At 44.2% G+C, this 25,438-nt stretch carries 12 protein-coding genes, 1 tRNA gene and 4 pseudogenes; 10 read left to right on the forward strand and 7 right to left on the reverse strand.

Annotated elements, in window-relative coordinates:
* Nucleotides 1-43: 43 nt before the first annotated feature.
* A complete protein-coding gene (locus JCM10512_RS09315; protein ID WP_052517158.1) occupies nucleotides 44-2,689 on the reverse strand; it encodes a DUF5689 domain-containing protein in 2,646 nt (881 codons plus the stop codon).
* A 701-nt stretch (nucleotides 2,690-3,390) separates the two neighbouring features.
* Between JCM10512_RS09315 and JCM10512_RS09320 the strand changes: the two genes are divergently transcribed.
* From JCM10512_RS09320 to JCM10512_RS09350, 7 genes and pseudogenes are all read left to right on the forward strand, one after another.
* Nucleotides 3,391-3,975: an RNA polymerase sigma factor gene (locus JCM10512_RS09320; protein ID WP_044162465.1), complete on the forward strand. Its 585-nt coding sequence runs from the start codon at nucleotides 3,391-3,393 to the stop codon at nucleotides 3,973-3,975.
* Nucleotides 3,976-5,382: 1,407 nt separating this feature from the next.
* Nucleotides 5,383-6,471 carry a FecR family protein gene (locus JCM10512_RS09325; RefSeq protein WP_148298344.1) on the forward strand — a complete coding sequence of 363 codons (1,089 nt, stop codon included), beginning with the start codon at nucleotides 5,383-5,385 and terminating at the stop codon, nucleotides 6,469-6,471.
* A gap of 335 nt (nucleotides 6,472-6,806) precedes the next feature.
* Nucleotides 6,807-7,747, forward strand: a pseudogene (locus JCM10512_RS23730) (DUF3575 domain-containing protein).
* A gap of 15 nt (nucleotides 7,748-7,762) precedes the next feature.
* Nucleotides 7,763-9,253 carry a DUF3868 domain-containing protein gene (locus tag JCM10512_RS09335; protein WP_044162466.1) on the forward strand — a complete coding sequence of 497 codons (1,491 nt, stop codon included), beginning with the start codon at nucleotides 7,763-7,765 and terminating at the stop codon, nucleotides 9,251-9,253.
* Nucleotides 9,254-9,761: 508 nt separating this feature from the next.
* Nucleotides 9,762-11,180 (forward strand): Mfa1 family fimbria major subunit, encoded by a 1,419-nt coding sequence (locus JCM10512_RS09340; RefSeq protein WP_044162468.1) that lies wholly within the window; start codon nucleotides 9,762-9,764, stop codon nucleotides 11,178-11,180.
* Nucleotides 11,181-11,276: 96 nt separating this feature from the next.
* The gene (locus tag JCM10512_RS09345) at nucleotides 11,277-12,212 is read left to right on the forward strand and encodes a FimB/Mfa2 family fimbrial subunit (protein WP_044162470.1); all 936 of its coding nucleotides are present in this window, start codon (nucleotides 11,277-11,279) and stop codon (nucleotides 12,210-12,212) included.
* Between the two features lie 54 nt (nucleotides 12,213-12,266).
* On the forward strand, nucleotides 12,267-14,909 hold the full coding sequence (locus JCM10512_RS09350; protein WP_044162472.1) for a fimbrial protein: 2,643 nt from the start codon (nucleotides 12,267-12,269) through the stop codon (nucleotides 14,907-14,909).
* Between the two features lie 461 nt (nucleotides 14,910-15,370).
* On the opposite strand, the pseudogene JCM10512_RS09355 reads toward JCM10512_RS09350, so the two are convergent.
* The 5 genes and pseudogenes from JCM10512_RS09355 to JCM10512_RS09375 form a co-directional block, all read right to left on the reverse strand.
* Nucleotides 15,371-16,260: pseudogene (locus tag JCM10512_RS09355) on the reverse strand (carbohydrate kinase family protein).
* Between the two features lie 61 nt (nucleotides 16,261-16,321).
* Nucleotides 16,322-16,403 (reverse strand) — tRNA-Leu (locus tag JCM10512_RS09360).
* A 73-nt stretch (nucleotides 16,404-16,476) separates the two neighbouring features.
* Nucleotides 16,477-17,499 (reverse strand): S41 family peptidase, encoded by a 1,023-nt coding sequence (locus JCM10512_RS09365; RefSeq protein WP_044162475.1) that lies wholly within the window; start codon nucleotides 17,497-17,499, stop codon nucleotides 16,477-16,479.
* Nucleotides 17,500-17,548: 49 nt separating this feature from the next.
* Nucleotides 17,549-18,328 (reverse strand): annotated as a pseudogene (locus tag JCM10512_RS09370) (DUF3316 domain-containing protein); the annotation flags it as partial.
* 147 nt (nucleotides 18,329-18,475) lie between these two features.
* A pseudogene (locus JCM10512_RS09375) lies at nucleotides 18,476-21,138 on the reverse strand (DNA gyrase/topoisomerase IV subunit A).
* A gap of 356 nt (nucleotides 21,139-21,494) precedes the next feature.
* On the opposite strand from JCM10512_RS09375, the gene JCM10512_RS09385 reads away from it, so the two are divergent.
* From JCM10512_RS09385 to bamJ, 3 genes are all read left to right on the forward strand, one after another.
* Nucleotides 21,495-21,965, forward strand: coding sequence for an HU family DNA-binding protein (locus JCM10512_RS09385; RefSeq protein ID WP_044162479.1), 471 nt, complete (start codon nucleotides 21,495-21,497; stop codon nucleotides 21,963-21,965).
* 102 nt (nucleotides 21,966-22,067) lie between these two features.
* Entirely contained in the window at nucleotides 22,068-23,609 is a 1,542-nt protein-coding gene (locus JCM10512_RS09390) for a glycine--tRNA ligase (RefSeq protein ID WP_044162481.1), read from the forward strand.
* Nucleotides 23,610-23,620: 11 nt separating this feature from the next.
* The gene (gene bamJ / locus JCM10512_RS09395; protein ID WP_044162483.1) at nucleotides 23,621-24,208 is read left to right on the forward strand and encodes a BamJ family beta-barrel-assembly machinery protein; all 588 of its coding nucleotides are present in this window, start codon (nucleotides 23,621-23,623) and stop codon (nucleotides 24,206-24,208) included.
* A 63-nt stretch (nucleotides 24,209-24,271) separates the two neighbouring features.
* Here the strand turns inward: bamJ and JCM10512_RS09400 are convergent, their stop codons facing one another.
* Nucleotides 24,272-25,300: a LacI family DNA-binding transcriptional regulator gene (locus JCM10512_RS09400; protein ID WP_044162485.1), complete on the reverse strand. Its 1,029-nt coding sequence runs from the start codon at nucleotides 25,298-25,300 to the stop codon at nucleotides 24,272-24,274.
* Nucleotides 25,301-25,438 lie beyond the last annotated feature (138 nt).

The raw sequence follows: 25,438 nt of genomic DNA on the forward strand, positions 1-25,438 counted from the left end.
CAGGCTGAAACCTGCCAAGAGTTTATCTTTCTTGTTTATAATTTTAATACAATTGGAATCCACACATTATAGCGCGAGCATTACTGTTTGTAACTGCTGTTGTTCCAAAAGAATCATCTGTAGCAATTGTAATTGTTGAAGATTCTGTTAGCCCAGTTAAATTAAATGTGTAGTAGTCAGTGTTGTCAGAGAACACGATTGTATATGGCGCATTTCCCGTAGCTCCATCATTTGCAACAGGTTCAATGCTCGTATTGCCAGATACACTTCCTCCATTATTTACTTTTATAGATACTTTTGATGTCTTTCCTTTCCATGTGGCGGCATAGAAAGATAGCTTTTTACTACCACTAACCTTTAGCGCACCTGTGGTGAATGACCCACTGCTTGCTCCTACTCCTAATTTTAGACAATAGATATCAGTATTTACTAGTTGCCCATATGCACTGTAATTGTTTACCCCTTCACTAAATAGGAACGGAGTCATGGAAGTAAATGTACCTTTTGTATCTCCACCAGTACTTTTTGCAGAAATGGTAAGTTTTACATCTTCGCTATTACCGTTAGTTAAGCTTACTTTCATAGTCTCACTAATAGCGCTAGAACCTGTATTCTCTTTGGCTATAACTGTTATTTTGTTTCCAGAGACGTTAGCCGTAAATGCATTGCTTAATCCGCTAACTGAAAGAGTATTACTTCCTTGATTAGCTACGGTTACGTCAAATTCCTGACTTCCTCCTGCAGCAGGGAAGGTGTGATTTTCAGGGGATATATTAGTAATTGTAGGACTTGTAGAATTGAATGCGCTAACGTCATTCAAATTACGTGGCATCAACTGCCCTGCACCACTAAATATAGAAGCGATACCTGTGATTGAACCTGTACCTGCGGCGAATGGTTTGTTATCAAAGGTTGTAGCCGATTTATTGAAGTTCACAGTAAATGCAGTGCCGCCTGCCGTAAAGCTTTGATTCTTAAGTGCTCCTGGATCTTTCCATACACCTGATTCTGCAATAGTTGCATTGTCGATAGTTACAGGCATACATACAAATGAAGCTAATTGGCTTACAGTTACTTTAATTGGTGTAACTGTATTGCTTTCAGATAGCACCTCAATGTTGGCTGCGCTAAATCCTTCAACTTGTGGTACATCGTAACGCTTGTAAATCTTAACCACGTCTTTCTGAAGAGTTACTTTAATCTCTTGCCCTAATTTGTATTGAGTAACATCTATTTGATTGTTATACAGTGAGAGTGCATTGCCCGCAGTAGTAGCACCTTTGGTCATAACGAATAGCGTGCCATAAGAGTAGTTCAAGCCAGCAGGATCACCACAAATGATACCGCGGATTTCGTAATCTTTATCTACTGCAGTAGACGTAGCTGTCATTTTTTCCACTAAACCAGCAATTGAAATCTGAGTTGCCGTAGATGTCATTGCTACAAAGGTCTTAGGCTCACCATATATAGTGGTTGTTGCCGTTGTCGTATAAGCACGGAATGCATATTGTGCATCTTTAGTCAGGCCACTGACTGCTACAGTCCAAGGGCTTTCTTTAACCGTTGCTGCAGTTTTGGTTGCTTTAGTCCAATCAATGCTTGTAACAGTTCCTGTACTGAATAGAATGTGCTGTATTCCAACCTCAGTAACGTCAGATAATTCGATGTTGGCAACAGATCCACCTAGTGTGGCTGTACTTTCTGTAATAGCAGCAGCATCTGTTGTCGTTACTTTGGGGTCTCCAGCTGCACCTAGATCTATTTCGTCACCACCGTTACCAGTAGATAATGTAATATCATCCACGCGGAATTTAGAAGAATCTAGTGCTCTAAACTTGATATAAAGAGAAGAAACTGGTTGTTTTAATGTGAAGTTAGATGTAGCGAAAATCCAGTTCGGTTTTTCTGCATCTCCATTGTCTTTTGTATAAGTAACAGGTGCCCATGCTGTGCCGTCTGCACTTAAATACACTTCAAATTTACTCATGTCGAAAGTGTAATCTTTGGCATCGTAATCTTTAACGTAGATACTTCCGAATGTAAGTTTGAGGTTTGTATTCTGTTCAGGTATCGCGATCTTGCTGATAACAAATTCAGCAGGTGCGCCTGCAAAGAAGATATTGTTAGGACCTGACGCAGTAGGATATCCACCCGCGTTACTTTGGCTAGCGCGAACGCTTGCGTTTGTACCGGAGTAAGTTACAACTTTATCATCCCAACCAGTATAGTCAGCTACAGCAGGATTGCCAGCTGCTGCTGCTGAGCCTACAGTCTCGCTATAGATAACAGTAGGAGTAACAGTCTCTCCACTTTTAATAGTTACTGTTTTCGACATCAAGACACCTACTTTATTAGACATCTGAATAACAACAGTAGCTACATCATTGATGTTTTCCGGTATACTAACTTGGATGGTTGCAGAACCTTCTCCTTCTGTCTTCGAGAGGGTAACCCATGATTTATCTTCTTCAATAATAGCTTTCCAGCTACGATTTGCTTTAATATCGAAAGAAGCTTGGCTTCCATCAGCTGGTTGGCCGTTTAAGCCAAAAATCAAGGTTGTAGGTGAGACTTCCAAGAATGGAGCCTCTGTGTCATCATTGTCATCAACACAGCTTACAAAAGCTGCGGAGACCATTACAAGCATAAGCCCGTAGAATAGTTTCAGAAATTTTAAATCTCTCATCATTGTTACTTGTTAATTAATTAAGATTTTTCGTGAATTGTTTACCTATTTATCACTTGGTTCTATTAATAATTAAGCAAAGTTATTTTTTAATATGAAACCACCAAAGTTTAGATGATCTTTTTTATGTTTCAAATGTGTTAAAATTTAGTTGGTGCCTTGTCTCGATTATCGTTGTTTTTGTGTACTGTGAATAGTTTGTTTGATTTTGACTTTAATATGTAACATTGTGAAAGCGATTGTCTTGCTTTTGGTGGATTATGAAAGGTGAAGATGATCTCTTTAGGGTGGAAAACTTTCTTATTTCTACAAGAATATTTTAAGGATTCTCTAATATTGTACTACAATCTCGTGCAGTGAAAACTTTTTTTGTATAAGATTGAGATTTTACGCTTAGTTTGAGAATGTAATAATAATAGGGATAGATTTGAGATTCTCTCGTTTGCATATAAATTATCGGTTGTATATGTCTTGTTACATTCGTAGCTAACTCTCGTTTGGAAGCGTATGCGAAAGTCCCCGACTTTTTCAAAAACTGATCAATGCTTTGAAATGGCTATGCGTTATTTGAAGAAACTGAGATTGTATCAATTTATAAAAATACACTAACATTTTAAAATATACTTAGATACATAATGTTTGATAAAATTTAAGATTGTAAATTTGTGTAAGCGACATTACTCTAAAGTAATTTTTTCAAAATTATGGATAACAAGTTTTCTAAAGAAATCATCGGTGCTCTGCAAGAAAGTGACCCTAAAGCATTCGAGACTGTGTTCTCTTCAGAATATCGAAATATTAAAAATTTTATTGCCAGATTGATCAATTCTGACGGTGAAGCCGAAGAACTTGCTCAAGATGTTTTCATGATTTTTTGGGAGAGACGTCAGTATATCAAAGATGACATGAATATTTCCGGTTATTTGCATACCATCTCTCGCAATTTATCGTTTAAATTATTACGAAAACGGCATCGGGAAAACACGTTGATTTCCGATCTCTCTTATCGTTATCTCGATTCTTTAGCACCAAGCAATGAAGATGTCTATTATGAGCGGGAATTGAATATCCTTTTTCTAATGTCCATAGAGGAACTTCCTATCAGGCGCAGGGAGATCTTTCAGAAATCGTTTATGGAAGGATTAAGCGACGAGGAAGTAGCCGCTGCTTTTGGTGTATCCGAAAAGACCGTACAGAATCAAGTCAACCTTGCCTTGAATGAAATAAAACAGAAGATGATTTTCTTTACGATTGTATTGTATTCAGTGTCCGGTTCGTTTACGGTTTAAGCTCTCTTTGAAAACACTGTTTATACGATATAAAGGCGCTTCCAGACAGGAGACTCAATCGTGCATGATCATTATTCTTGTTGCGTAATCTTCGCTTAATTTATTTTATTTACCGGGTGGAGTGCTTTTAAATCGAGTCAGGGTTTTGTGCAGTTAACGCATAAATTACTCCCTTGTGAGTCAGTGATTCTTTGTAATCCAATCTATAGGTGATATCTCTGTTTTCTGTTCTCGTTAGTCCTTTCATCCGATCTGCTATACGTACTTCTCTCTGCAAATTAAAGAGTGCTTGAGGATGCAATGTGTTGGTACCTAGGTTTTTTTTGTTTAAATCTCACACTCTGCTGGCATAGGAGGTCTTGTGTTGGCTGATGGGTCAATGATAAAGTGCATAGGAAGATTCGGTAGCGGTGAGGTTGGAACTCAAAGAACGAATCCGATTGTCATTGCACTTACCTTCCATACTTCATATTAAGTCATGTCCCTTCTCCGATGCCGAATCTATATAGATATGTTCAATGTAGCTTTCTAAATTGTTTCCAAAGATGGTCCCTACGGCATACTACTGATAACTTTGTCAACAGGATATGACGAGTTAGTTGTTTTGTTGTAAATAGTCGTTGACGCATGAAACGGACATTATTTGTAGACTGTGCTATCTGATTATTTGCACTCTCAAAAGCTTGAGATTAAGCTAATCTTTACATTTTGATTCCGCTTTATTATGTTATATGCTTATTAATGTGTATGTTTGTATCAATATCAATCCTTTTTGAACGGACCTACGAACTATTAAAATCTAATTTCATCAATTCATAAACCATTGAATAGTAAGTATCTTTACTCTCTGAATAGCTAGCCTTAACAGCTAGGGTAAAAACGAAATCCGGGAGTGGGATATATAGAACGGCGTATCAGGCGAGGTCGCTCGTGGTTTAAATCTCCGATAGTATGGATTGATCTGTCAGAGTTTACGAGAACGTTACATTTTGTTACCGCTGGAGTTGAATGTAATTCTACCCGATTTTCATGAAAGAATATGCCCGGATAATTTGCTTTAAATAGTCAGTTTTGAGACATTAACAAAGATTAACCACATTAGGTCGGGAGAAAAATGAGTTTTTGGATAGTATATAATAGAGGGGCATGCCAAAACGTTGGTTGTCTTGCACGAAAAAGCTTATCCGAATCCATACATTCCAAGGCTAATTTGCACTAAGATTCTTGTTGAAAAAGACTGTTTGGTAATAATTAAGATCGAACCTGTTAACTAAAAGTTAATACAGAACATTAACTTAGTTTAATGAATTTAGGCCGGGTGAAAAATATTGGTTTTGGATATTATATATAGAGACTTGTTTGTGCTGACTCTACAAAATACAAAAAACTAAATGTAATTTGGTTGAAATGAAGGATAAAAATGAAGAGAAAGATATAAAGAGCACGCCTGTCTGGGAAGTGATCGATAAATATTTTAAAAGGGACGAAAGCTGGACCCCATTGGTTCAGAATGTATTTGAGCGTTGGCTCGTTGATGAGGAAGATCCGAGCAAAGCCTGTGAGATATATCGTGCTTTATTGGAGAAACAAAAAGAATATAGCCTGCCTGCTAATGAAGAAACGGCAAGAGCGTTGAAAATATTTAGAGAGCGAGCAGGTTTTACAGAAGTTGAACTCAGAGTAGGTGACTCAAAAAGATCAGCTACAGCAAGCATGGAAGGTCGTACGACGAAGAGAACTTTGAGAAACTATTTTCTTCGAGTAGCAGCGGTAATTTTGCCGTTGGTTCTTGTAGCGGGAGGATACCTCTATTTGAGCAAGCAGGAGAGTCATATTCCGGTGGTAGTTGCGATGACAGAAGTGACAACCGGTCCGGATGAAACCAAAGAGATCGTTTTGCCCGACGGTTCTACCGTTTGGATGAACGAAACCAGCACAATCCGCTATGCGGTTGATAAAAGCAGTTCCCACAGGAGTGTCGAACTGAGCGGTGAAGCTTTCTTTCAAGTAGTGAAAGACCCGACACGGCCATTTCACGTGAAGACAGCAGATGTCAGCGTCACCGTGCTAGGTACCGAGTTCAATGTAAAGGCATACAACCGTTGCGAAGAAACGATGGTTACCCTGAAGAATGGTAAAGTCACGGTAGAGACAACCGAGCAAGAGCTGTTTACGCTCGATCCCGGTGAAATGCTTGCTTACAACAAAGTGACAAAGAAAACAGAGCAGACCGTAACCGATCCCGATGTGGCGACAGCCTGGAAGCAACGGGAAATATATTTTGATAATGAAACACTCGAAGAGATATTAAACATATTGGAGAAACAGTACCATACCACTTTCGATGTGGACAAAAGGTTGCTTACCACAGAACGGTTCACCTTTGTCTTGAAGAAGGACGATAGCCTCGATCAGTCGATGCAGATTATGGAAAAGATTATCGAAGGATTCAGTTACTCGATAGCGAACGAAAAAGTTACTATTAGAAAGAAATAAAAAACAGATTAACAATGGAATAAAACAGCGTCAATCACTAACAAAATAAACTAAACACCAGAAGAAAAAGCATAAAAAAATCAGAGAGTCCCAGTTTGCAGACCAAACTCTCTGATTTTAGAAACGCAATACCTTCTACTTTAAAAAAATAGAAACAGTATTATTATGCAAATATATAAAAATATATGCCTACACCTGTGCGGCTATGGTAGGTATTTTAAGAAACATTTCGTATTTCTTGCCTATTTGTTGTCAATAACGCTTTCGCCACTGCGCAAACCGAGAAAATCTCTATTGCGGGGAGTAACACCAGCCTCGAAAAGTATTTCAAATCGATCAAAGAGCAGACCGGCTACAGCTTTGCTTTTAGCAGTAGCAAGTTCGACTCTTCGCGGAAGATGACACTCAGTATGCAAAATGCTGAGTTGGGCAATGTGCTTGCTACACTTTTACAAAATACAGGCTATACCTATAGCATTAGCGATGGGCGCATCTTCCTGCTTCCCGCCAAATCACCCGAAACAACTAACATCCGTTGGAAAGAAATTCCACCGAAACCAGGCACTGCTTCCAACCAAGATAGCCTTCTTCACACGCAAGTGGACACTGCCCCTGTCAAAGACATGGGAACCATGACTTATAACATTCTAAAACCCGATACTTCCGTTTCCGGATCAGTAACTGTGAGTCAGTTGGACACAGGAAATATGGTATCGCAGCAAGTAACCGATCTCTCGATCGTTTACAGGAATATGCCTGCGCGTTCGTTTACCCCGCTTCCCCGACTGGCAGTTAAGAGCAACTTATTGCACGACCTGACCGGTAGCCTGAATCTGGGTATGGAAGTGCGTACCGGTAGCAAATATACCCTCGACCTCTCGGTCACCTATAATCCGTGGACGTATAGCGAAATGAAGAAATTCAACCTTCTGGCCGTACAACCCGAATTCAGATACTGGACCTGCGAACCCTTTCACAAACATTTCTTCGGTCTTCACGGTACCTATGCCAACTTCAATGTGGTAGGTATCGGCCCATCCACCTATATGAAAGATCATCTATCAAAGGCAATCTTTACGGAGCTGGCATCAGCTACGGTTACCATTGGTACCTCTCTCCTCGGTGGAGTATGGAGGGAACGCTGGGCGTTGGCTACCTGCATCTGAAATATGATGAGAGCGAGTGCAAAGGTTGTTTGCGGTCTATCGGCAACAGAAATAAAAACTATTTCGGTCCTACCAAAGTGGGTGTATCTCTTATCTATATGTTGAAATAAAAAGAAAACTAAAATATGAAATTGCTATCAATCAAACTGTCGTTTATCTGCCTGATGTTCTCGTGCTGCCTGCATGCACAGGTCGATCGGGGGCATATTAACTTCATCGGCAACGACCTGCTGATGCAAAATGACAGCCTGGCGGTCAGCCTACGTATCCAGATAAAAGCCAATGCCGTGCGCGATTGCCAGACTGTGGTAATCACTCCCGAACTTGTAAGTCAGAGCAGACATATGGCACTCCCGTACATTCGAGTACAGGGAAACGATAAGCGCAAAATGAACGAGCGCGCCCACCGGCTTAACAAAAAACTAAGTTTACGGGAAGCTCCCATACGGACTGTCAATGTGAAAGAAGACACAGACATCACCATCCCTTACCTGATTCATATTCCTTTCGAGATGTGGATGGCGGATGCCCAACTGGTAATTCATCAGGAAGTTAACCAATGCGACAATCAAATTCGGTTGTTCTCCTTCACCATGGACAAACACATCCGGTTGGATATGCCCGAACCCTATCAGGTAAATGCACAGTATGCTTTGACAGAACCTAAAGCAACGCCTAAGAATCGTTCGAAGCAGGAACAAGCGTTTCTCGACTTTAAAGTGGGAAGCTCAATCCTGTTGCCGGACTATCGTCGCAACCCCGAAGAACTTCAAAAGGTACGCGTCAAGGTTTGTGAAATGCAGAACGATCCCGATATCATCATCAACGCCTTGTATATCGAAGGCTACGCTTCGCCGGACGGAAAAACAAGTTCGAACGAATCGTTGGCTAACCTACGCGCCAATGCTTTGCGCGACTATATCTACAACAGCGACTGTTTGCCGCAAGGAAAGGTAACGGTTAAGGGTGGAGGTGAAGACTGGGAAGGATTGAAAGTACAACTCGCCACAAGCGACCTTGGCAATAAAGAAGCTATCATAGAACTAATCGACCAGACGGCCGATGTGGAACAGCGTAAAGTGAAAATGAGAAGGCTGGCCGGCGCACGGACTTACGGCAAGATGCTGACCGATATCTACCCGCAGTTGAGACGCGTGGAATACCAACTCGACTACACAGTCAAAGATTACAACGTAGCCGAAGCTAAAGCCTTGCTCGGTCATAAAGAAGAGATGTTGAGCCAACGCGAGTTCTACCTCGTGGCAACAAGTTACGCCAAGGATAGTAAAGAATATCAGGAAATCATGTCCGAACGTATTCTGAAATATCATGCCGACGATGCGGTTGCACTGTCCAACGCCGGGGCAGTTCTTGCCGAGCGTGCTGAAAGAGGTACAGCCCGTCGGTATCTGGAAAGAGCGGGGGAACTTCCTGCCGCCCTGAATAACCTGGGAGCACTCTTGCTACAGGAAGGAGAATTTGAAAAGGCTAGAGAACTGCTAACTCGTGCCAAAGAAGCGGGTGTGAAGGAGGCGGGAGCCAACCTGAAAGAACTGGAAACAAAGATACAGGACAACCTTAAACTTGAAAGGTTGCAAAGAATAAATAAGCGGTAATAACTGCGTAGCAGGAGGAGTAAAGAAGTGATGCAGAATAATGAATGCAAAGTGAAAAGAAGAAATAATAGATAGAGAATTGCGCATCGTACAACTACCTGCTTCGTGCTTGCTGCAAAATGAAGTCGGTTCAAAATGTGAATGAGGAGTAAGTCCTTGGCATATTAACAGTTTAGCAACCATCGAAAGATGACAAAGAACCGATAACAGATGATGCAGAATAAAGCACAAGTGATGCAGAATGAATAACAGCTAATGATGAAGTAGAAAGGACAAGAGATGAAAAAGAACGAATGTGAATTGGTACAGAATTAACGAAGGTAAAATGGAAAGAAGAAAGAACCTGTCATCGTATGATTAGCTGTATGGCGCTTACGCTACGACAAAGGGTGAATCTGAATCTGGGGTAAGTCCTTGAACGAATAACTATTGGGGAATTATTTGAAAATATGGCAAAACAAAAGAGAATAGATAATCGGATTATTAACCATTTAGCAACCATCGAAAGATGGACAAAAACAAAATGAAAATTGTAAAAACTACAGTTACTAAACAAAATCAATTATTAATCAAAAACAAAATGAAAATGAGAAATTATTTCAAGAGTGCACTTCTTGCATCGGCCTTTATCGTAGGTTTCGCAAGCTGTAGCAATGATGATGAGATCGGTGGAGCCGATTTAGGAGATGCTGTACAGACTATGGTTCAAGTTGCCATTACACAGTCAGGTCCAGCAACGTATGCTGGTAGTGCAACAGCAACAACAGAAGAAAGCGCAGTTAACAAAGTCGAGTTGTACATCTTCAATAAAAGTAAGGTGCTGGAAGCTGTTGAAAAGACAACTTTTGCGACTGGAACAGCAGAAACTATGAAATTCAAATTAACAAAAGGTATACATTACTTCTACGCAGCAATTAACGCTCCTGATAACTTGTTGACATCAGAGCAAAAAGCTATAGGGGTAACATTGGATTCTTTCAAAAAGAATTTAACGAAAGCTTTTGAAGAAGGTGAATTGAATAATCCTGCAAATGGATTCTTCATGACTAATGTAACCAATGAACCTGTATTAGCAGATTTGGTAGAAACTGAAGATCCACAAGACAATGATGTTCAGATTAGCGTTGGACGCGCTATGGCAAAGGTGAATGTAGCTTTTAAACCTGAGTCGCAAGGAGTATTAGGAAAACTTAGTAATGTACAATATAAAGTGCATAATAATCCTATCAAAATGTATTTTATGCCCTTTTACGAATCTGGAGTTTTACAAACACCATTCTTTACTGACGAAGTAGGAGAAGACGGAAGTGGAACTATAACTAGCGCTAACTATTTCCCAAATTTACAATACTCGGGTGAGCAAGAAAACACCGATAAATACTTAAAGGAAGATTTTGAAAAGAGTTTTGTATCTTATGCAATAGAAAACAGCAATGCAGTACCTAGAGAGGGAAACAGCACATTCCTTATGATTAGAGGTACATATACCCCGGCAAAAACATTTGATGGGAATGGAGAAAATGAAATATTAGATGTAAATGGCAATACAACAGGAGATTCTTTCTGGCGCATAAAAGCAACAGATGGAACCTTTACAGACAAATTCTATCGCGATAAGCCGACAACCACTGTCGCTGACGGTGGTTTAGCTTTTAAATATGAAAACGGGCTTTCTTACTACGCTTTATGGGTTGGAGATAATAGCATAGAGAAGAATCCAACAGCTAAGTATACAGTAAAACGCAACAACTTCTACAAAGTGACTATTACTTCGGTAAGTGGTCCGGGCGCAAATACTGAAAATGGCAAAGACGAAGGTGAAGAAGGTGTTACCGATCCAAAAGAAGAACTTGATGCTAAGACACAGATCCAAGCAACAATTACGGTTCTTCCTTGGACAGTAATCGATCAATCAGGAGGAATCTAATTAACCCTGAACAATTATAAAGCATATTACCCGTAATTCATTTTACGGGTAGCCTTTCCTACTTGAAACATACGCAGGAACGATAAGTAAACTACAATGATGAAATACCTATTTAAAAAATATTCGATACAAAGTGCCATTCTATTTATACTCTTTGTATTTACAGGCTGTTTTAGCAATGATATAGCGAACTGCCCAAGTCAGACATACCTGCGCTTTATGTATACGAAGAATGTAGATAATGTCTGTCACTTTCAGGAGCAGGTCGAACACCTTGACCTCTACCTTTATGACGGCAATGATAAATTTATAAAGAAACAATACCTCCCTACAAATGCTTTGTCGGAAGGCAGCCGCCTGTTGCTTGATTTAGCTCCGGGCAACTATACTGCAGTAGTTTGGGCAAACGTAAAAGAAGAACATTTTGCATGCACCCCCGGTGCTACGCTTCAAGACATGAAACTGGACCTGAAATGTCCCGAAGATGGCCATGTAACAACCGATCCCGGCGAAATCTTGCATGGGATAGCCTCTGTAACGATCACTGAGTTCGGAGACCAAGAACATGTAGTATCCATGATTAAGAATACAAATCGTGTACACATTGTACTCGAAGATATAACCCCCATTTCCTCTTATTCCGCTTTCAGCGATAACCCTTATAGCCTGGCTATTACGGGAAGCAACGGAAGCTATAACTATGACAATACGCTGGCCGATGGAGCCGCACTCAATTATATACCCCAATATACGATAGCGGGGAATACCACACAGGCCGACTTTACGATCTTGCGGATACGTGAGAACGACGACCTGCAACTAACTATCCAAGCAAACGGCAAAGAGATTCACACCGAGCGTTTGGCAACCCGACTGATGGAAAATCCACGCATCAACGGTAATGACGACTTTGACCGTATTGACGACTATACCCTGCACTACCACCTGATACAGAAGGAAGACGGTGCGCACGTAGTTACGTTGATAAGCATCAACGACTGGGATGTAACCCATACCGGAGGAGGCATTTGACGCTCCTGAAGAGAGGATAATAATCGCAGTAAAATATAGAAAAAATACAGCTTTATGAAAATAGTTAAACTAAAATGGATACTCTTATCGTTGCTTGTCATCCTCACCGGATGCTCTACCGACGATCTTGTCAACTCTGGCGAAGGGATCGACAGAGGCACGCATATGGAACTGTTGCTCACGCTCAATGTTCCGGGTGTATTTACCTCCCCCTCTTCCTATGCCCTGACTGAGGATATGGAAAGAGAGATCACGAAGATCGATGTCTTGGTATTCAAGGAAGAAAACGAAGTTGACGGAGACGGTGTAAAGAAGGAAACCTTTCTTTATGCCACCACAGGAACAACCGATTTGGATGGTAGTGGTACAGCATCTCAAAAGATCAAGGTGATGCTTCAGAAGAGTACCGGTTCGGAGAAGCACCGGATTGTTGTGCTAGCCAATCAAAGCGGATTAACCGAAGCAGTAAAGGCTGGTTTTACGAAGGGAGATCTGAAAGAAGATGTCCTTAAAAAGATTGTGTTCGACAACAAGGAACCGTGGAGAACTGCAGGAAACGACTATACTCTGCTACCTATGTGGGGAGAAGCCGCACAATGCATAGCCATTACTCCCTCCACAAACTCTACCTCACTGGGTACAATTACCCTATATCGTGCGGTAGCCCGGATAGATGTTGGCTTGCAGATAAGTTCCGGCAGCGATGCGCCCAAATTCGAGATAGATGAAGTGAAGCTATGCGATGCATACAATCAGGGAAGAGGAGCCCCTAACCAAAGTGTTTACAAAGACAGCCTACCCAGTATTCCGACTTCCTTCGAGAAAACGGATATAACTTATAACAACGCCGTAAATAACTATGTTCGTGAAATATATACCACAGAAGCCGAAGCGGGAGAAACCTACCTACTTGTTAAAGGACGCTATAATGAAGGAACTGCAACCTGGTATCGAATCGATTTCTATAAACGTACCAGCGACGAATCTCCGGAACAGGTACAGCTCCCTTTATTGCGCAACTACATCTACCGAATAAATATTACCTCGGTAAGTGGCCCGGGTTATACAGACGAGGAGGATGCAAAGAAATCACGCCCCATGAACATGGAGCATAAAGTACAGTTATGGAATACCGGCGATATAAGCGAAGTTGCATTCGATGGACAATATCTATTGGGTATATCGGATAAAGAATTCAATTTTCCAGCTGCCGAATCCGAAGGAGAGCTTATTATCACAACAGACGCTTTGGACATTTATGACTCGAACCTCGGAAAAGTGGCTATCAAGTTGGATTATCTCTTAGAAGATGGAAAGACTACAAGCAGCTGGCTCTCTCAGACGGGGATAACCTACGAGACAAACAGTGACGGGATGAAAAAATATACGATAAAGTTTAAAGCTATAGAGAACACAGCCGAAGAAGGTCGTATTGGTTATATACGTATTACTGCCAACAACCGCTTGAAGCTAATGATAACAGTTACGCAAAAAGCTAAAATAAAGATCACGATTGCGCAAGACAGCTATTATGCCTTGGATGGTGACCCGCATAGCCTCACTGTAAAAGCAACCGTACCATGGAAAGCTGTGTTGAAAACCAATCCTCAATCGATTATAACAAACTGCAATGTAGATGATGAAATAGCAACCGGAGCAGCAAATGTTACTAAAAAGATAACCTTTACAACCAAAGACGATATTACAGGCGGACCGGTTATTTGGAGAGAAGATGCAGAGGTCGAAATACAAGACGAGCAAGGAGGCTTCCTTGAAACGGTTTTCCTACGTTGTATATCGGGTACTATACTGCAATCATCAAATTCATATTTTGTTGCCCCTCTTGGCAGTGATGGCGTGAGCAATAGTAGAAATGCAGTTGCTATCCCTGTAGAACGTGCCAATATCACTCCTGCAGAGGTACTCGGAACTCAAATAAAAAATACTACTAATTTTACAGCTGAATTGCTTTGGACAGATAATAAAAAGGGCATGGCCGATGATTCAAATATAAAGGCATACACAAAATCTGGGACAGGCCATAAATACATCGTTGTACATGCGGGAAACAGTCCGGGGAATGCTTCTATAGCGGCTAAAATAGGAACAAAGATTGTGTGGAGTTGGCATATCTGGGTGACAGAATACGATCCCGGTGACGGTTCGGAAATAACAACAACAGAAGGTATACATGAACTGGCAAATGGAACCGGAGCGATATACAACTTCGACACCCGAGTTTTTATGGATAGAAATCTTGGTGCTACAACCAGCGAACTCGGAACATTCAGTACTTACGGGTTACACTACCAATGGGGGCGTAAAGATGCACTCATACTTTTTTCTAGCTATAATGAAACAGGAGTAGCAGTAGGAGTAAAAATAAAAAGTAAAACGAAAGCAAGTATTGCCGATGCAATAGCCAATCCATACACTTTTTATTACTATACGATAAAAAACAGCACGGGATCTTGGTATGATTGGTGTGACCCACAGTCTGATGATTTGTGGGGTACAAATGCCGAAAAAACGATTTACGACCCTTGTCCTTCAGGATGGCGTGTACCTACCGATGGTGGAGGAGAAGACACATCTCCTTGGAAGAAAATAAATAAGAAATGGGCTGATGACTTCCCCGAACGTACAGGTCTTAACTATCCAGAGATGGGCCCCTACCGGGAGCAGGGATACGCATAGGTTCTTCTGGAACAACTAGTATGGGTAGGCGCGGTTCTTACTGGTCAGCAGATCCTCACACCAATTCACTAGGAGTAATAAGATCGTTAGGACTGGACTTTAGCTCAAAAAATAGAATAAGTGCTCCAGATTATAATGAACGCTCTAGAGGCTGCTCAGTACGTTGTGTTAAAGAGTAAATAATGAACGAGCAAAATTAAGCTTATAAAACAAAGAAAGAAATGGGAATGGCAACACCTATATATAATGAGAAGCTTACGAGAGGGCAGAACCATCTAATTGTACAGCAGCGTATTCAGGCGCAGGGTGTTGCTTATTCGATAACCAAATAGGCCGCAAGGTCAAAAAGAGACAAACGTAATCCTTGAAATGGCTACGCCTGTAGCCGTTTATTTATGTTAAGTGCTCCTGTTCGCTGTGAAGCGCGCAGGAGCACACTCCTTTTTAGGGAGTAGCTGTTTTTAATACATCTCCTGAGCGGTATGCATGCATTGAATCACCTCTTCTTTGCTGCCGCTAAAGGGACCCGACTTTTCAATCTTCAAGGTAGACATGGCTGCGGCAAAACGCCCGGACGCTTCGATGTCTTTTCCGGATGCCCGCTGATATAAATAGCCGATGGTATAGGTATCTCCGCATCCCGTAGCATCAATTACCTGACGGGGCTTGTAGGCAGGAATGCGGTGGAACGCACTGCCGTCGAAGATTAGTGAGCCCATGCTGCCCAACGTGACAAGTACCTCCTTTACGCCCCATTCATGCAATTTACGGGCAGCATCGTGTGGATCGCTTAGTCCGGTGAGTACCTCCATTTCGTGTTCGTTTACTTTGAGGTAGTGGATGTAGGGGAGGGCTTCCCGCTTGTCTGCCCAGTCGATGGGGTAAACATGCTGTTGGCGTACTTCACGGAGGTAGCCTGCGAATCTACGGCAACACGTCCTTTGCGTGCGAGATCCTTTATAACGTCTATCGAGAAGTCATCGGCCAGAAGCGCGCCTAAATGGTAAACCTGCGCATTGATATCAGGCAGTGAAGAGGGCGTGAACGGATCGGCCTTTGCCAGTACGCGTTGCGTACGTTCGTCGGGGTTGTCACCATAGATGTTTTCAAAATAGACGGAATGGCTGCTTGGCAACGCGGTGACATCGATACCCGTTGCCCGGAGTTGCTCGATTACGCTCATTTCGGTAGCACCTACCGCCGTTACTAACGTGTAACTAACATCGCCGAAGCAACGGATGGCGTGTGAGCAATAAAAGGCAGTTCCACCCGGCATATAGACTGTGGATTGCGGGGTGATGACTTTATCTAAAGTAATGTGTCCGATGCAGCAAAGTTGGAATTTCTTCATGTGATAGATATTAAAAAAAAGCCTCCAAGAACGTGTCTTGAAGGCTTTTCAATTTATTGGGTGCGGATGATAGGACTCGAACCTACACGTCTCTCGACACCAGATCCTAAGTCTGGCGCGGCTACCAATTACGCCACATCCGCCAATGTGCTTTTTTGTTTAGCGGTGCAAAGATAGGAAGAAGTTTTGAACTGCCAAATATTTAGGGAATAAAGTTTATTTATTCAAGATTTCAAATGCTTTTTCAATCAGCGTATCTTTATTCTTTAGTTGATCTTCGTCGCTCATATCGATGGCTACATCCGGTTCGATACCTTGTTCGAGCGGTTGCATGTTTTTGTCGAAGTGCGGGCTGGCTGAGAAGCGGATGGTCCATCCGTTAGGTAGCTCGGAAGTGAAAGGGAGTCCCGAGCCGCCACCCGTCTGATCGCCCACCTGAATGATGTTGCCGCCTTCGATGCTGCGCATCAGGTTCACAAAGTCGTTCGTGGCACTGTAGCAACGGCGATTGGTGAGTATGACTACCTTTTTCTGGTAGCGGATGCTATTGGACGGTTCGAGGTAGATCGCTTCCGGAGCTGAGAAATCATTGTGTCCCTTCCCCGTTTTGTGTTGGATATACCCGGTCAGCACCTTCTCGTTGGTGAAGCGGGCTGCGATGCGCGATGAGTTGGTGAGGTTCCCGCCTCCATTGTCACGCACATCGATGATGAGTCCGTTGCTCACAGCCAGATACGAGAGCATTTCGTCCAGATTGCCATTGCCTACACCGGCGCTGAAACTCTCGTAGCGTACGTAGCCGATGTTGTTATCGAACATTTTATACTTCATGCCGGCGGATGTGCGGTAGTCTGTGCTGGCTCTGCCCAAGTAGTATTGATAGAGAATATCTTCGCGGTAGTTCCAGGGGAAGTCCTGATACCAGTCGTCGTAGAAAGATACGCGGCTCGATGAGGCGAGGTTGACGTGTCCGTCTTTGAGCACATACAGCATGGCGCTGAGCTTGTCGAACAGGTCCTCGTTGGTCATGGTAGCCGTAATCTGAGGCCTGTATTCGTCGTACACCGCATCCCAGTCGATGCCTTTGGCTTCGAGAAAGCAGTAGCGTTCATCGATGGTTTTCCAAAGTTGTTCAAAATTCCCTATCGGGTCGTTGGCATAGTCATCCTCGCCGATGCAAGAGGTGACGAGCGGCAGGCAACAAAGGAATTGGAGAACACGTATAATCTTATTTTTCATTTTTCTCTATTTACTCTTATAACTTCATCTTTCTAAGCTTCACCTCCTCTTAATACGCTCTCACAGAAGCGGGCAGGGGAGTTCCTTTCTTGTTACGGATGCGGTATATGTCTTTTACGAATCCCACCATAAATACATGGGAATACGTATGCGTCTTGATTTGGTTGACATTGGACTGTTGCAAGTCGGCCAGGTAGCTGATTCGCATTTTGGCGTATCGCACGGGAAAGTCGACCGAGAGCATCTGCCGCAAAGAGGCTGATTGTGTAGAGAGGTGAACTGGATTACTCCGCTGGAGTTGCCTAGGGAGAATATTTCATAGTAGGACTGTCCGTAGTGGGGCGAGAACATGGCACCGATCATGGGGACATTGACTTGGTATCGCAGAACGAGCGGATAGCGTTTGATCTTCAGGTGCCAGATGGCCATTCCCGATGCGTCCAGGTTGACGTATGCCCGGGCAGAGGCCGGGTTGTTGGTATTGCGCAGATTGTAGACAAAGCCTCCGTTGACGTCGATCAAGCTCCGGCAAGCAGTTTGAAGTTCTCGGTAAGGCGGAATTGGTAGTGCAGTCCGTAGTTCCAATTCACCAGTCCCGAGAAGGTGTTGTTGTTGTCCACCCGGTTGTGCGTATAGCTACATCGGCCTGAAAGAAGTTCTGGACAGACACGTTGCCGTCGAAAAGCTTCGTCATGCGAATGGTCTCGTGCGAAAAACGGAAGTCGACACCTTTGTATTCCTGAGGTGAAAGATAGGTGTCGAACACATTGGTGAAGCCAATGCCGTACATCGTGGCGCGTGTTACATATCGGTTTGCCTGTAAGGTATCCGGAACGGAACCTTCGCCTCCTTCGCCTCCCAGCATGGGCAGCGTGTTGGCCAGTAGCAGAGCCGATATAATGCAAGTCCTGATTTTTTCATCTTGTTCTATTTATATGTTCTCTTCCGGAGAGAGGGGACAGATGGGAAGCTTTGCTTAGAACAACTTCATCTGTCCGGTGATCTCATCAATTATATCTCCTTCGCTTTTATCTGAATCGGGGTCCAGATTCTCAGGCTCCTCTTCTGCTTCTTCTTGCTCTTCCTTTTGGGGAGCGGGGAAGCGTGTCGGGTCGAGCTCATTGACTGTTTCGATGGTGAAAGTAGTCAACCGCTTGCCTTTGGCTTTAAACCCTTTGACAGCGATAAACTCTTCGGCATCGATCTCCAGCGGCTCGCGGAAATCATCATGTCCGCCGAATACAACCTCAAGTCTGGGGAAATACTCGTCGGAGAGCAAGATAAGCCGGCTATTCTTATTATCCCCCAGGTAGTTCTGTTTCCGGTTTCCGGCTTCAAAACAGAAACGTTTCAGGTAGGGGTAGTTCTGTTGGTCGGCATCGTAGAGGGCGGCGGTCCATATTTTGTTCGGATCGAACTTCTCTACGATACTTACATTGTCTTCGTAATGGTTGCTCAGGTCGAAATTGCTGGTGTAGAAGTCGCCATTGTTCAGTACTACCAAGATGGAGTCGTCACTTTGGAACTCGCCCAGGAACTCGCCCCGTCCGTCGTAATTGAGTCGTAATACGTCGCGGTCGAACCACACCTTGCGTCCTCCCAGCGTGGAACCTCCCTTCTGTTTCAACACGATTTTGTGAACCGGCAGGCGGGTGAGGATCACGCCACGTGCCTGACGTCCCTTGATCGTGACTTCGCTGAAGTCGTGTTCGAAGATGATGCGGCGTACCCGTGGATTGGGTTTGAGCGTTACCTTGATCACTTCGGCTTCACCGTTGGGGTTGGCGCTGAAATAGGTAATGCGCGAATCGGGTGTGCCCAGTGTTACGTCGTACTCGCGATCGCGTACAACGGCCGTCACGGCAAATCGTTTCACGTACGTAGTACCTTCTTTCCCGTCGCGGTAGGCCACGTTGTAAATGGTTCGCTTGTCGTTCTTCTTGAACACATTGGCGTAAAGTACATTCTTGCCGACAAACTTCTTATCGGCCACAGGCGTGACGATGTATTTGCCGTCGCGGAAGAAGATGATAACGTCGTCGATATCCGAGCAGTTGGCCACAAACTCGTCTTTCTTCAACGCTGTGCCGATGAAGCCTTCTTCGCGGTTGATGTATAGTTTCTCGTTCGCTTCTACCACCTTGGCGGCTACGATTGTATCGAAGTTGCGCAGTTCGGTGCGTCGCGGGAAGTTCTTGCCATATTTATTTTGCAGCATCTGATACCAGTTGATGGTATAGTCCACGATGTGCGCCAGGTGATTGTCTATTTCGGCTATGTCTTCCTTCATTTTGGCAATCAGCTCTTCGGCTTTGTCCGCATTGAATTTCAGGATACGTCCCATCTTGATTTCCATCAGTCGGAGAATATCATCCTTGGTCACTTCGCGGATAAACTGCGGATAGTAAGGCGTCAACCGCTTGTCGATGTGTTCGCAGGCAGCGTCGAGGTCTTTGGATTGCTCGAACTCTTTATCCTTATAGATGCGTTCGGCAATGAATATCTTTTCGAGCGAAGCGAAATGCAGGGCTTCGAGTATTTCTCCTTTGCGTATCTCCAGTTCCTGTCGCAAGAGATCGAGCGTGTTTTCGACCGACTTCCGGAGTATCTTGCTCACCGTCAGGAAATGTGGCTTCTGGTCGTCGATCACGCAACAGTTGGGCGAGATGCTTATTTCGCAATCGGTAAAGGCATAGAGTGCGTCGATCGTCTTATCGGACGAGGTTCCCGGCGCGAGGTGAACCTGAATTTCGACGTTGGCGGACGTATTATCGTCTACCTTGCGTATCTTGATCTTCCTTTGTCTACAGCTTTGAGGATGGAGTCGATGACCGACGTGGTGGTTTTGCCATACGGTATTTCGGTAATGGCCAACGTTTTATTGTCGAGTTTATTGATCTTGGCTCGTACTTTGACCGCCCCGCCGCGTTCTCCGTCGTTGTATTTAGACACATCGATGGAACCTCCGGTCTGGAAGTCGGGGTAGAGTTGGAAGGGCTCGCCTTTGAGGAAGCTGATAGACGCCTCGCAAAGCTCGTTGAAGTTGTGAGGCAATATTTTGGACGAAAGGCCTACGGCGATACCCTCAACGCCCTGCGCCAATAGCAACGGATATTTCACCGGCAGGGTGATAGGCTCTTTGTTACGCCCGTCGTACGATTGTTTCCATTCGGTTGTTTTGGGGTTGAAGACGACATCGAGCGCGAATTTGGAGAGACGTGCCTCGATGTAACGCGGAGCAGCCGCACCGTCGCCGGTGAGAATGTTACCCCAGTTACCCTGACAGTCGATCAGCAAATCCTTCTGCCTAGCTGTACCAATGCGTCGCCGATCGAAGCGTCACCGTGTGGGTGGAATTGCATGGTGTGTCCCACAATGTTCGCCACTTTGTTATATCGTCCGTCGTCCAGGCGTTTCATGGAATGCAGAATGCGGCGTTGAACAGGCTTAAAACCGTCATTGAGGTGGGGGACGGCACGTTCCAGTATCACATACGAGGCATAGTCCAGAAACCAGTTCTGGTACATACCTGTTAGTTGATGCTTTACGTTTTCGTCCCGTGCGTCCGCGGGTTTATAGTCTGAATGTCCTTCTGTCAGCTCGTTGATCTCGTCACTCATAATATCGTATATACTGTATTTTTACACATGTGCACGCAAAAATACAAAAATAAACGAGATTATGGCCAAAAACAGCCTACGATTTTGTGATATGGACGCTATCATTTATCCTTTATTTTTTGGTAACGCGCCAAGGACGGAAAGTAGTGTCGTACCAATGGGTGGTAGGGCAGTGTCGAAAAAACAGTATCTTTTGCTTTGTGCTTTTACTATAAAAGATTATTTTTGTAGTATGAAAAGCTTGTCTGACACCCGGGTCTTGAACCGTTCGACACCCGGGTGTCAGGATGCTCGAGATCCGGGTGTCGAACTGCTTGACACCCGGGTGTGAAACATGACCGGATTACGAATGAAAAAAGAAAGGAGTACAAGATTATGGCTGTTCCTTATGTAGTAAGAAAGAAAGCGGATTTAACATCCGGCGAAAGAAAAGAGTTGTGGTACGCCGTACCCAAGAAAGTACAGGAAAGAGGAGGGGTGAAAAGCAAAGACCTGGCGTTGTGGATGGAGAAGACCAGCGGCTTCCATCACGGGCAGATCGAAGGTATGCTGTCGGAGTTGGCGTACAACATTCAGCATTTGCTCTCGCTGGGGAAGTCGGTGACCATTGACGGGCTGGGGACTTTCCAGACGGCGCTGACCAGTCCGGGATTCGAACACCCCGAGCAGGTGACGCCCGGCAAGGTATCTGTTTCGCGCGTCTACTTTGTGGCGCAGCCTGAGTTTAGCCGGGCGGTGAAGAAGATTAAGTGCATGCGCATACCTTTTAAATATTATATGCCCGAAGATCAACTGACCTCAGCGATGAAGAAGGCCGACCGCGAGGAAGAACAAACTCAAGAATAAGATAAATTAATACCCTCGCTGTCTTATTTATGAGATAAATGCCTATCTTTGTGGCACTTTTTTGTAAAAAAGCTAATTCAAATTAATAGATACATATATAAAATGGCACAAGAAGACGTTTTTAAGAAACTGGTATCGCACTGTAAAGAGTATGGTTTCGTATTTCCTTCAAGCGATATCTACGACGGATTGGGCGCTGTGTATGACTACGGTCAGATGGGCGTTGAACTGAAAAACAACATTAAAAAATATTGGTGGGACAGCATGGTGTTGTTGCACGAAAACATTGTCGGGCTCGACTCTGCCATCTTTATGCACCCCACTATCTGGAAAGCTTCCGGACACGTTGACGCATTCAACGACCCTTTGATTGACAACAAAGACTCTAAAAAACGGTATCGTGCCGATGTGCTGATTGAAGACCAATTGGCTAAGTACGATGACAAAATCGATAAAGAAGTAGCGAAGGCTGCCAAACGTTTCGGCGAATCTTTCGACGAAGCTCAGTATCGTTCGACCAACGGACGCGTATTGGACAATCAGGCTAAGCGTGACGCGCTTCATGCTCGTTTTGCCAAGGCTTTGAACGATGGCAACCTGGACGATCTTCGCCAGATCATTGTAGACGAAGAAATCGCTTGCCCCATCTCCGGAACCAAGAACTGGACCGAAGTACGTCAGTTCAACCTGATGTTCTCCACCGAAATGGGTTCTACCTCCGACGGTGCTATGAAGGTTTATCTGCGCCCCGAAACGGCTCAGGGAATCTTTGTAAACTACCTCAACGTGCAGAAAACCGGCCGTATGAAAATACCTTTCGGTATCGCTCAGATTGGTAAGGCATTCCGTAACGAGATTGTGGCCCGTCAGTTTATCTTCCGCATGCGTGAGTTCGAACAGATGGAAATGCAGTTCTTCGTAAAACCGGGAACGGAACTCGACTGGTTCAAGCAATGGAAAGAAATCCGCCTGAAATGGCATAAGTCACTCGGCTTTGGCGATGATAAGTATCGTTACCACGACCATGACAAGCTGGCTCACTACGCCAATGCGGCTACTGATATCGAATTCCTGATGCCTTTCGGCTTCAAGGAAGTAGAGGGAATCCACTCGCGTACAAACTTTGACTTGTCGCAACACGAGAAGTTCTCCGGCAAGAGCATTAAATACTTCGATCCGGAACTGAACGATTCGTATACTCCGTATGTGGTTGAGACTTCAATCGGTGTGGATCGTATGTTCCTCAGCATTATGAGCGCTTCTTTCTGCGAAGAACAATTGGAGAGCGGAGAGAGCCGTGTGGTGTTGAAACTGCCTGCTGCCTTAGCCCCCGTGAAACTAGCTGTTATGCCGCTGGTTAAGAAAGACGGCCTACCTGAAAAAGCCCGCGAAATCATCGACGACCTGAAGTTCCACTTCAACTGTCAATACGATGAGAAAGATAGTATTGGTAAGCGTTACCGCCGTCAGGATGCCATTGGTACTCCGTACTGCGTGACTGTTGACCACCAGACGCTGGAAGATAACTGCGTGACGCTGCGTAACCGCGACACCATGCAACAAGAGCGTGTGGCAATCTCTGAATTGAATAACATCATTGCAGACCGGGTAAGCATTACTTCATTATTGAAAACAATCCAATAAAACCTTGACGAATGAGTAACAAAATCGGTTTATTCTCCTTACTATTGCTGACACTGACGTTTTTCTCTTGTAGCGAAACCGAAGAAGTAGGTAAATATGACAACTGGCGTTCGCGCAACGAAGCGTTTATCGACTCTTTGCAAAATGTATATGAAACGGCTTCCGACAAAGGCGGTTTGTCTCGTATCAAATTGGTAGCTGATCCTACTAATTACCTTTATTATAAGGAAATCCAGAAAGCTGCTGAAGGAACTGTTGGCAGTCCCAAATACTCCGACTACGTGAAGGTGTTTTACAAAGGTACTAACATCTTGGGTGAGTATTTCGACGGAAACTTTACCGGTAATAACCCGGTGATAGATGATGAAGACCCCAATACAGGTGATTCTACTCCGACCGTATTCCAAGCTGGTGCTGTGATTGCCGGTTGGGGCGAAATCTTGCAGCAGATGAAGATAGGTGACCGTTTCGTGGTATACATCCCTTGGGCGTACGCCTATGGAAGCGCCGGTAAGGGAAGCATTTTAGGCTATTCTACGCTCATCTTCGATCTTACGTTGCTAGATTATGCGAATAAAGAAGCAGATTTGAATAAATAGACTGATCTCATTCAGTAAAAACAGAAAGACCGCCTTTTGAATACGAGGCGGTCTTTCTGTTTTTTATCCATTGCTTCTCTTTACGCTACTCTCTCTGATGTGCAGATGCGTGGGAATCTCTACCTGCCGTATGGTACGGTCTCCCTTAATCTGATTGATCAGTAAGCGGCAAGCGGTTTCTCCCATCTCATAGGTCTGATGCGAAACGGCGGAGAGTTTGGGCTCCACGTAGTTGGCATGCTGCTCATCGGTATAACCGATCAGGGCGATGTCCTCCGGAATACTGAGTCCGTGGCTCCGGATAACTTCCATGGCGGCAAAAGCCAGCGTATCGTTCATGGCCAGAATGGCGTCGGGCGGTTGGGGGAGTGCCAGCAGCATCTCCGTGGCGATCTTGCCTTCGTCATAATCTATCTTCCGACAAACTACCAACTCTTTCTCAATGGGAATGCGGTTTTCGCGCAAGGCTTCGAGGTAGCCGTGCTTCCTTCTTTTGACAATATCCAGGTGGTTGGCTCCACCGATAAAAGCGACTCGTTTGCTTCCGTTGTCCAACAAATGCTGGGTGGCTATCTGGGCCGACTGCACCCCATCCGCTACAACGGAGGAGAACTGATCCGTCAGGCATACCCGGTCGAACAGGATAAGCGGCATATTGATATCCTTTAAGGCGGCTAGGTGGGCATAATCGGTTGTCTCTTGCGACAGACAGGCCAGAATACCCTCTACCCGCATATTTACCAGATTCTCGATGTTCCTCTTCTCATGCTCGTATGATTCGTGCGAGGTGGTGATGATAATGAAATAACCGTTGGCGATGGCCATATCTTCGATACCGCTCAGGATGGAGGCGAAGAAATGGGTTACGATGTCGGGCACGATCACACCGATGATGCGCGGTGCATTTCTGCGCAGACTCATGGCGAACGGGTTGGGACGGTAGTTGAGCTCTTTGGCTAGTTGCTTCGCCTTTTCGCAAAGCTCCCGGCTGATCTCCGGACTGTCGCGCAATGCCCTGGATACGGTTGGAATCGATACGCCCAAGGCTTGAGCGAGATCTTTGAGCGAGGTATGTTTACGGTATTCGGTCATGGGCTGTGGCTTGGTATCTTTTGCAAAGAAAGCACTTTTTATCCGAAAAGCGGCTAGTTGGCATGATATTTTACGTAACCGATTACGTGGCTTTTTAACCTATTGATTGATAGCTTAAAAGCTTTCCTTCCTATTTTT

This window comes from Bacteroides reticulotermitis JCM 10512 (assembly GCF_000517545.1).
In the GTDB taxonomy this organism is placed as follows: Bacteria; Bacteroidota; Bacteroidia; order Bacteroidales; family Bacteroidaceae; genus Bacteroides; species Bacteroides reticulotermitis.

Excerpts from the sequence above, each read along its gene's own strand:
- JCM10512_RS09315 (WP_052517158.1), bottom strand. The coding sequence starts at position 2,689 with ATGATGAGAGATTTAAAATTTCTGAAACTATTCTACGGGCTTATGCTT.
- JCM10512_RS09320 (WP_044162465.1), top strand. The coding sequence starts at position 3,391 with ATGGATAACAAGTTTTCTAAAGAAATCATCGGTGCTCTGCAAGAAAGT.
- JCM10512_RS09325 (WP_148298344.1), top strand. The coding sequence starts at position 5,383 with ATGAAGGATAAAAATGAAGAGAAAGATATAAAGAGCACGCCTGTCTGG.
- JCM10512_RS09335 (WP_044162466.1), top strand. The coding sequence starts at position 7,763 with ATGAAATTGCTATCAATCAAACTGTCGTTTATCTGCCTGATGTTCTCG.
- JCM10512_RS09340 (WP_044162468.1), top strand. The coding sequence starts at position 9,762 with ATGGACAAAAACAAAATGAAAATTGTAAAAACTACAGTTACTAAACAA.
- JCM10512_RS09345 (WP_044162470.1), top strand. The coding sequence starts at position 11,277 with ATGATGAAATACCTATTTAAAAAATATTCGATACAAAGTGCCATTCTA.
- JCM10512_RS09350 (WP_044162472.1), top strand. The coding sequence starts at position 12,267 with ATGAAAATAGTTAAACTAAAATGGATACTCTTATCGTTGCTTGTCATC.
- JCM10512_RS09365 (WP_044162475.1), bottom strand. The coding sequence starts at position 17,499 with ATGAAAAATAAGATTATACGTGTTCTCCAATTCCTTTGTTGCCTGCCG.
- JCM10512_RS09385 (WP_044162479.1), top strand. The coding sequence starts at position 21,495 with ATGGCTGTTCCTTATGTAGTAAGAAAGAAAGCGGATTTAACATCCGGC.
- JCM10512_RS09390 (WP_044162481.1), top strand. The coding sequence starts at position 22,068 with ATGGCACAAGAAGACGTTTTTAAGAAACTGGTATCGCACTGTAAAGAG.
- bamJ (WP_044162483.1), top strand. The coding sequence starts at position 23,621 with ATGAGTAACAAAATCGGTTTATTCTCCTTACTATTGCTGACACTGACG.
- JCM10512_RS09400 (WP_044162485.1), bottom strand. The coding sequence starts at position 25,300 with ATGACCGAATACCGTAAACATACCTCGCTCAAAGATCTCGCTCAAGCC.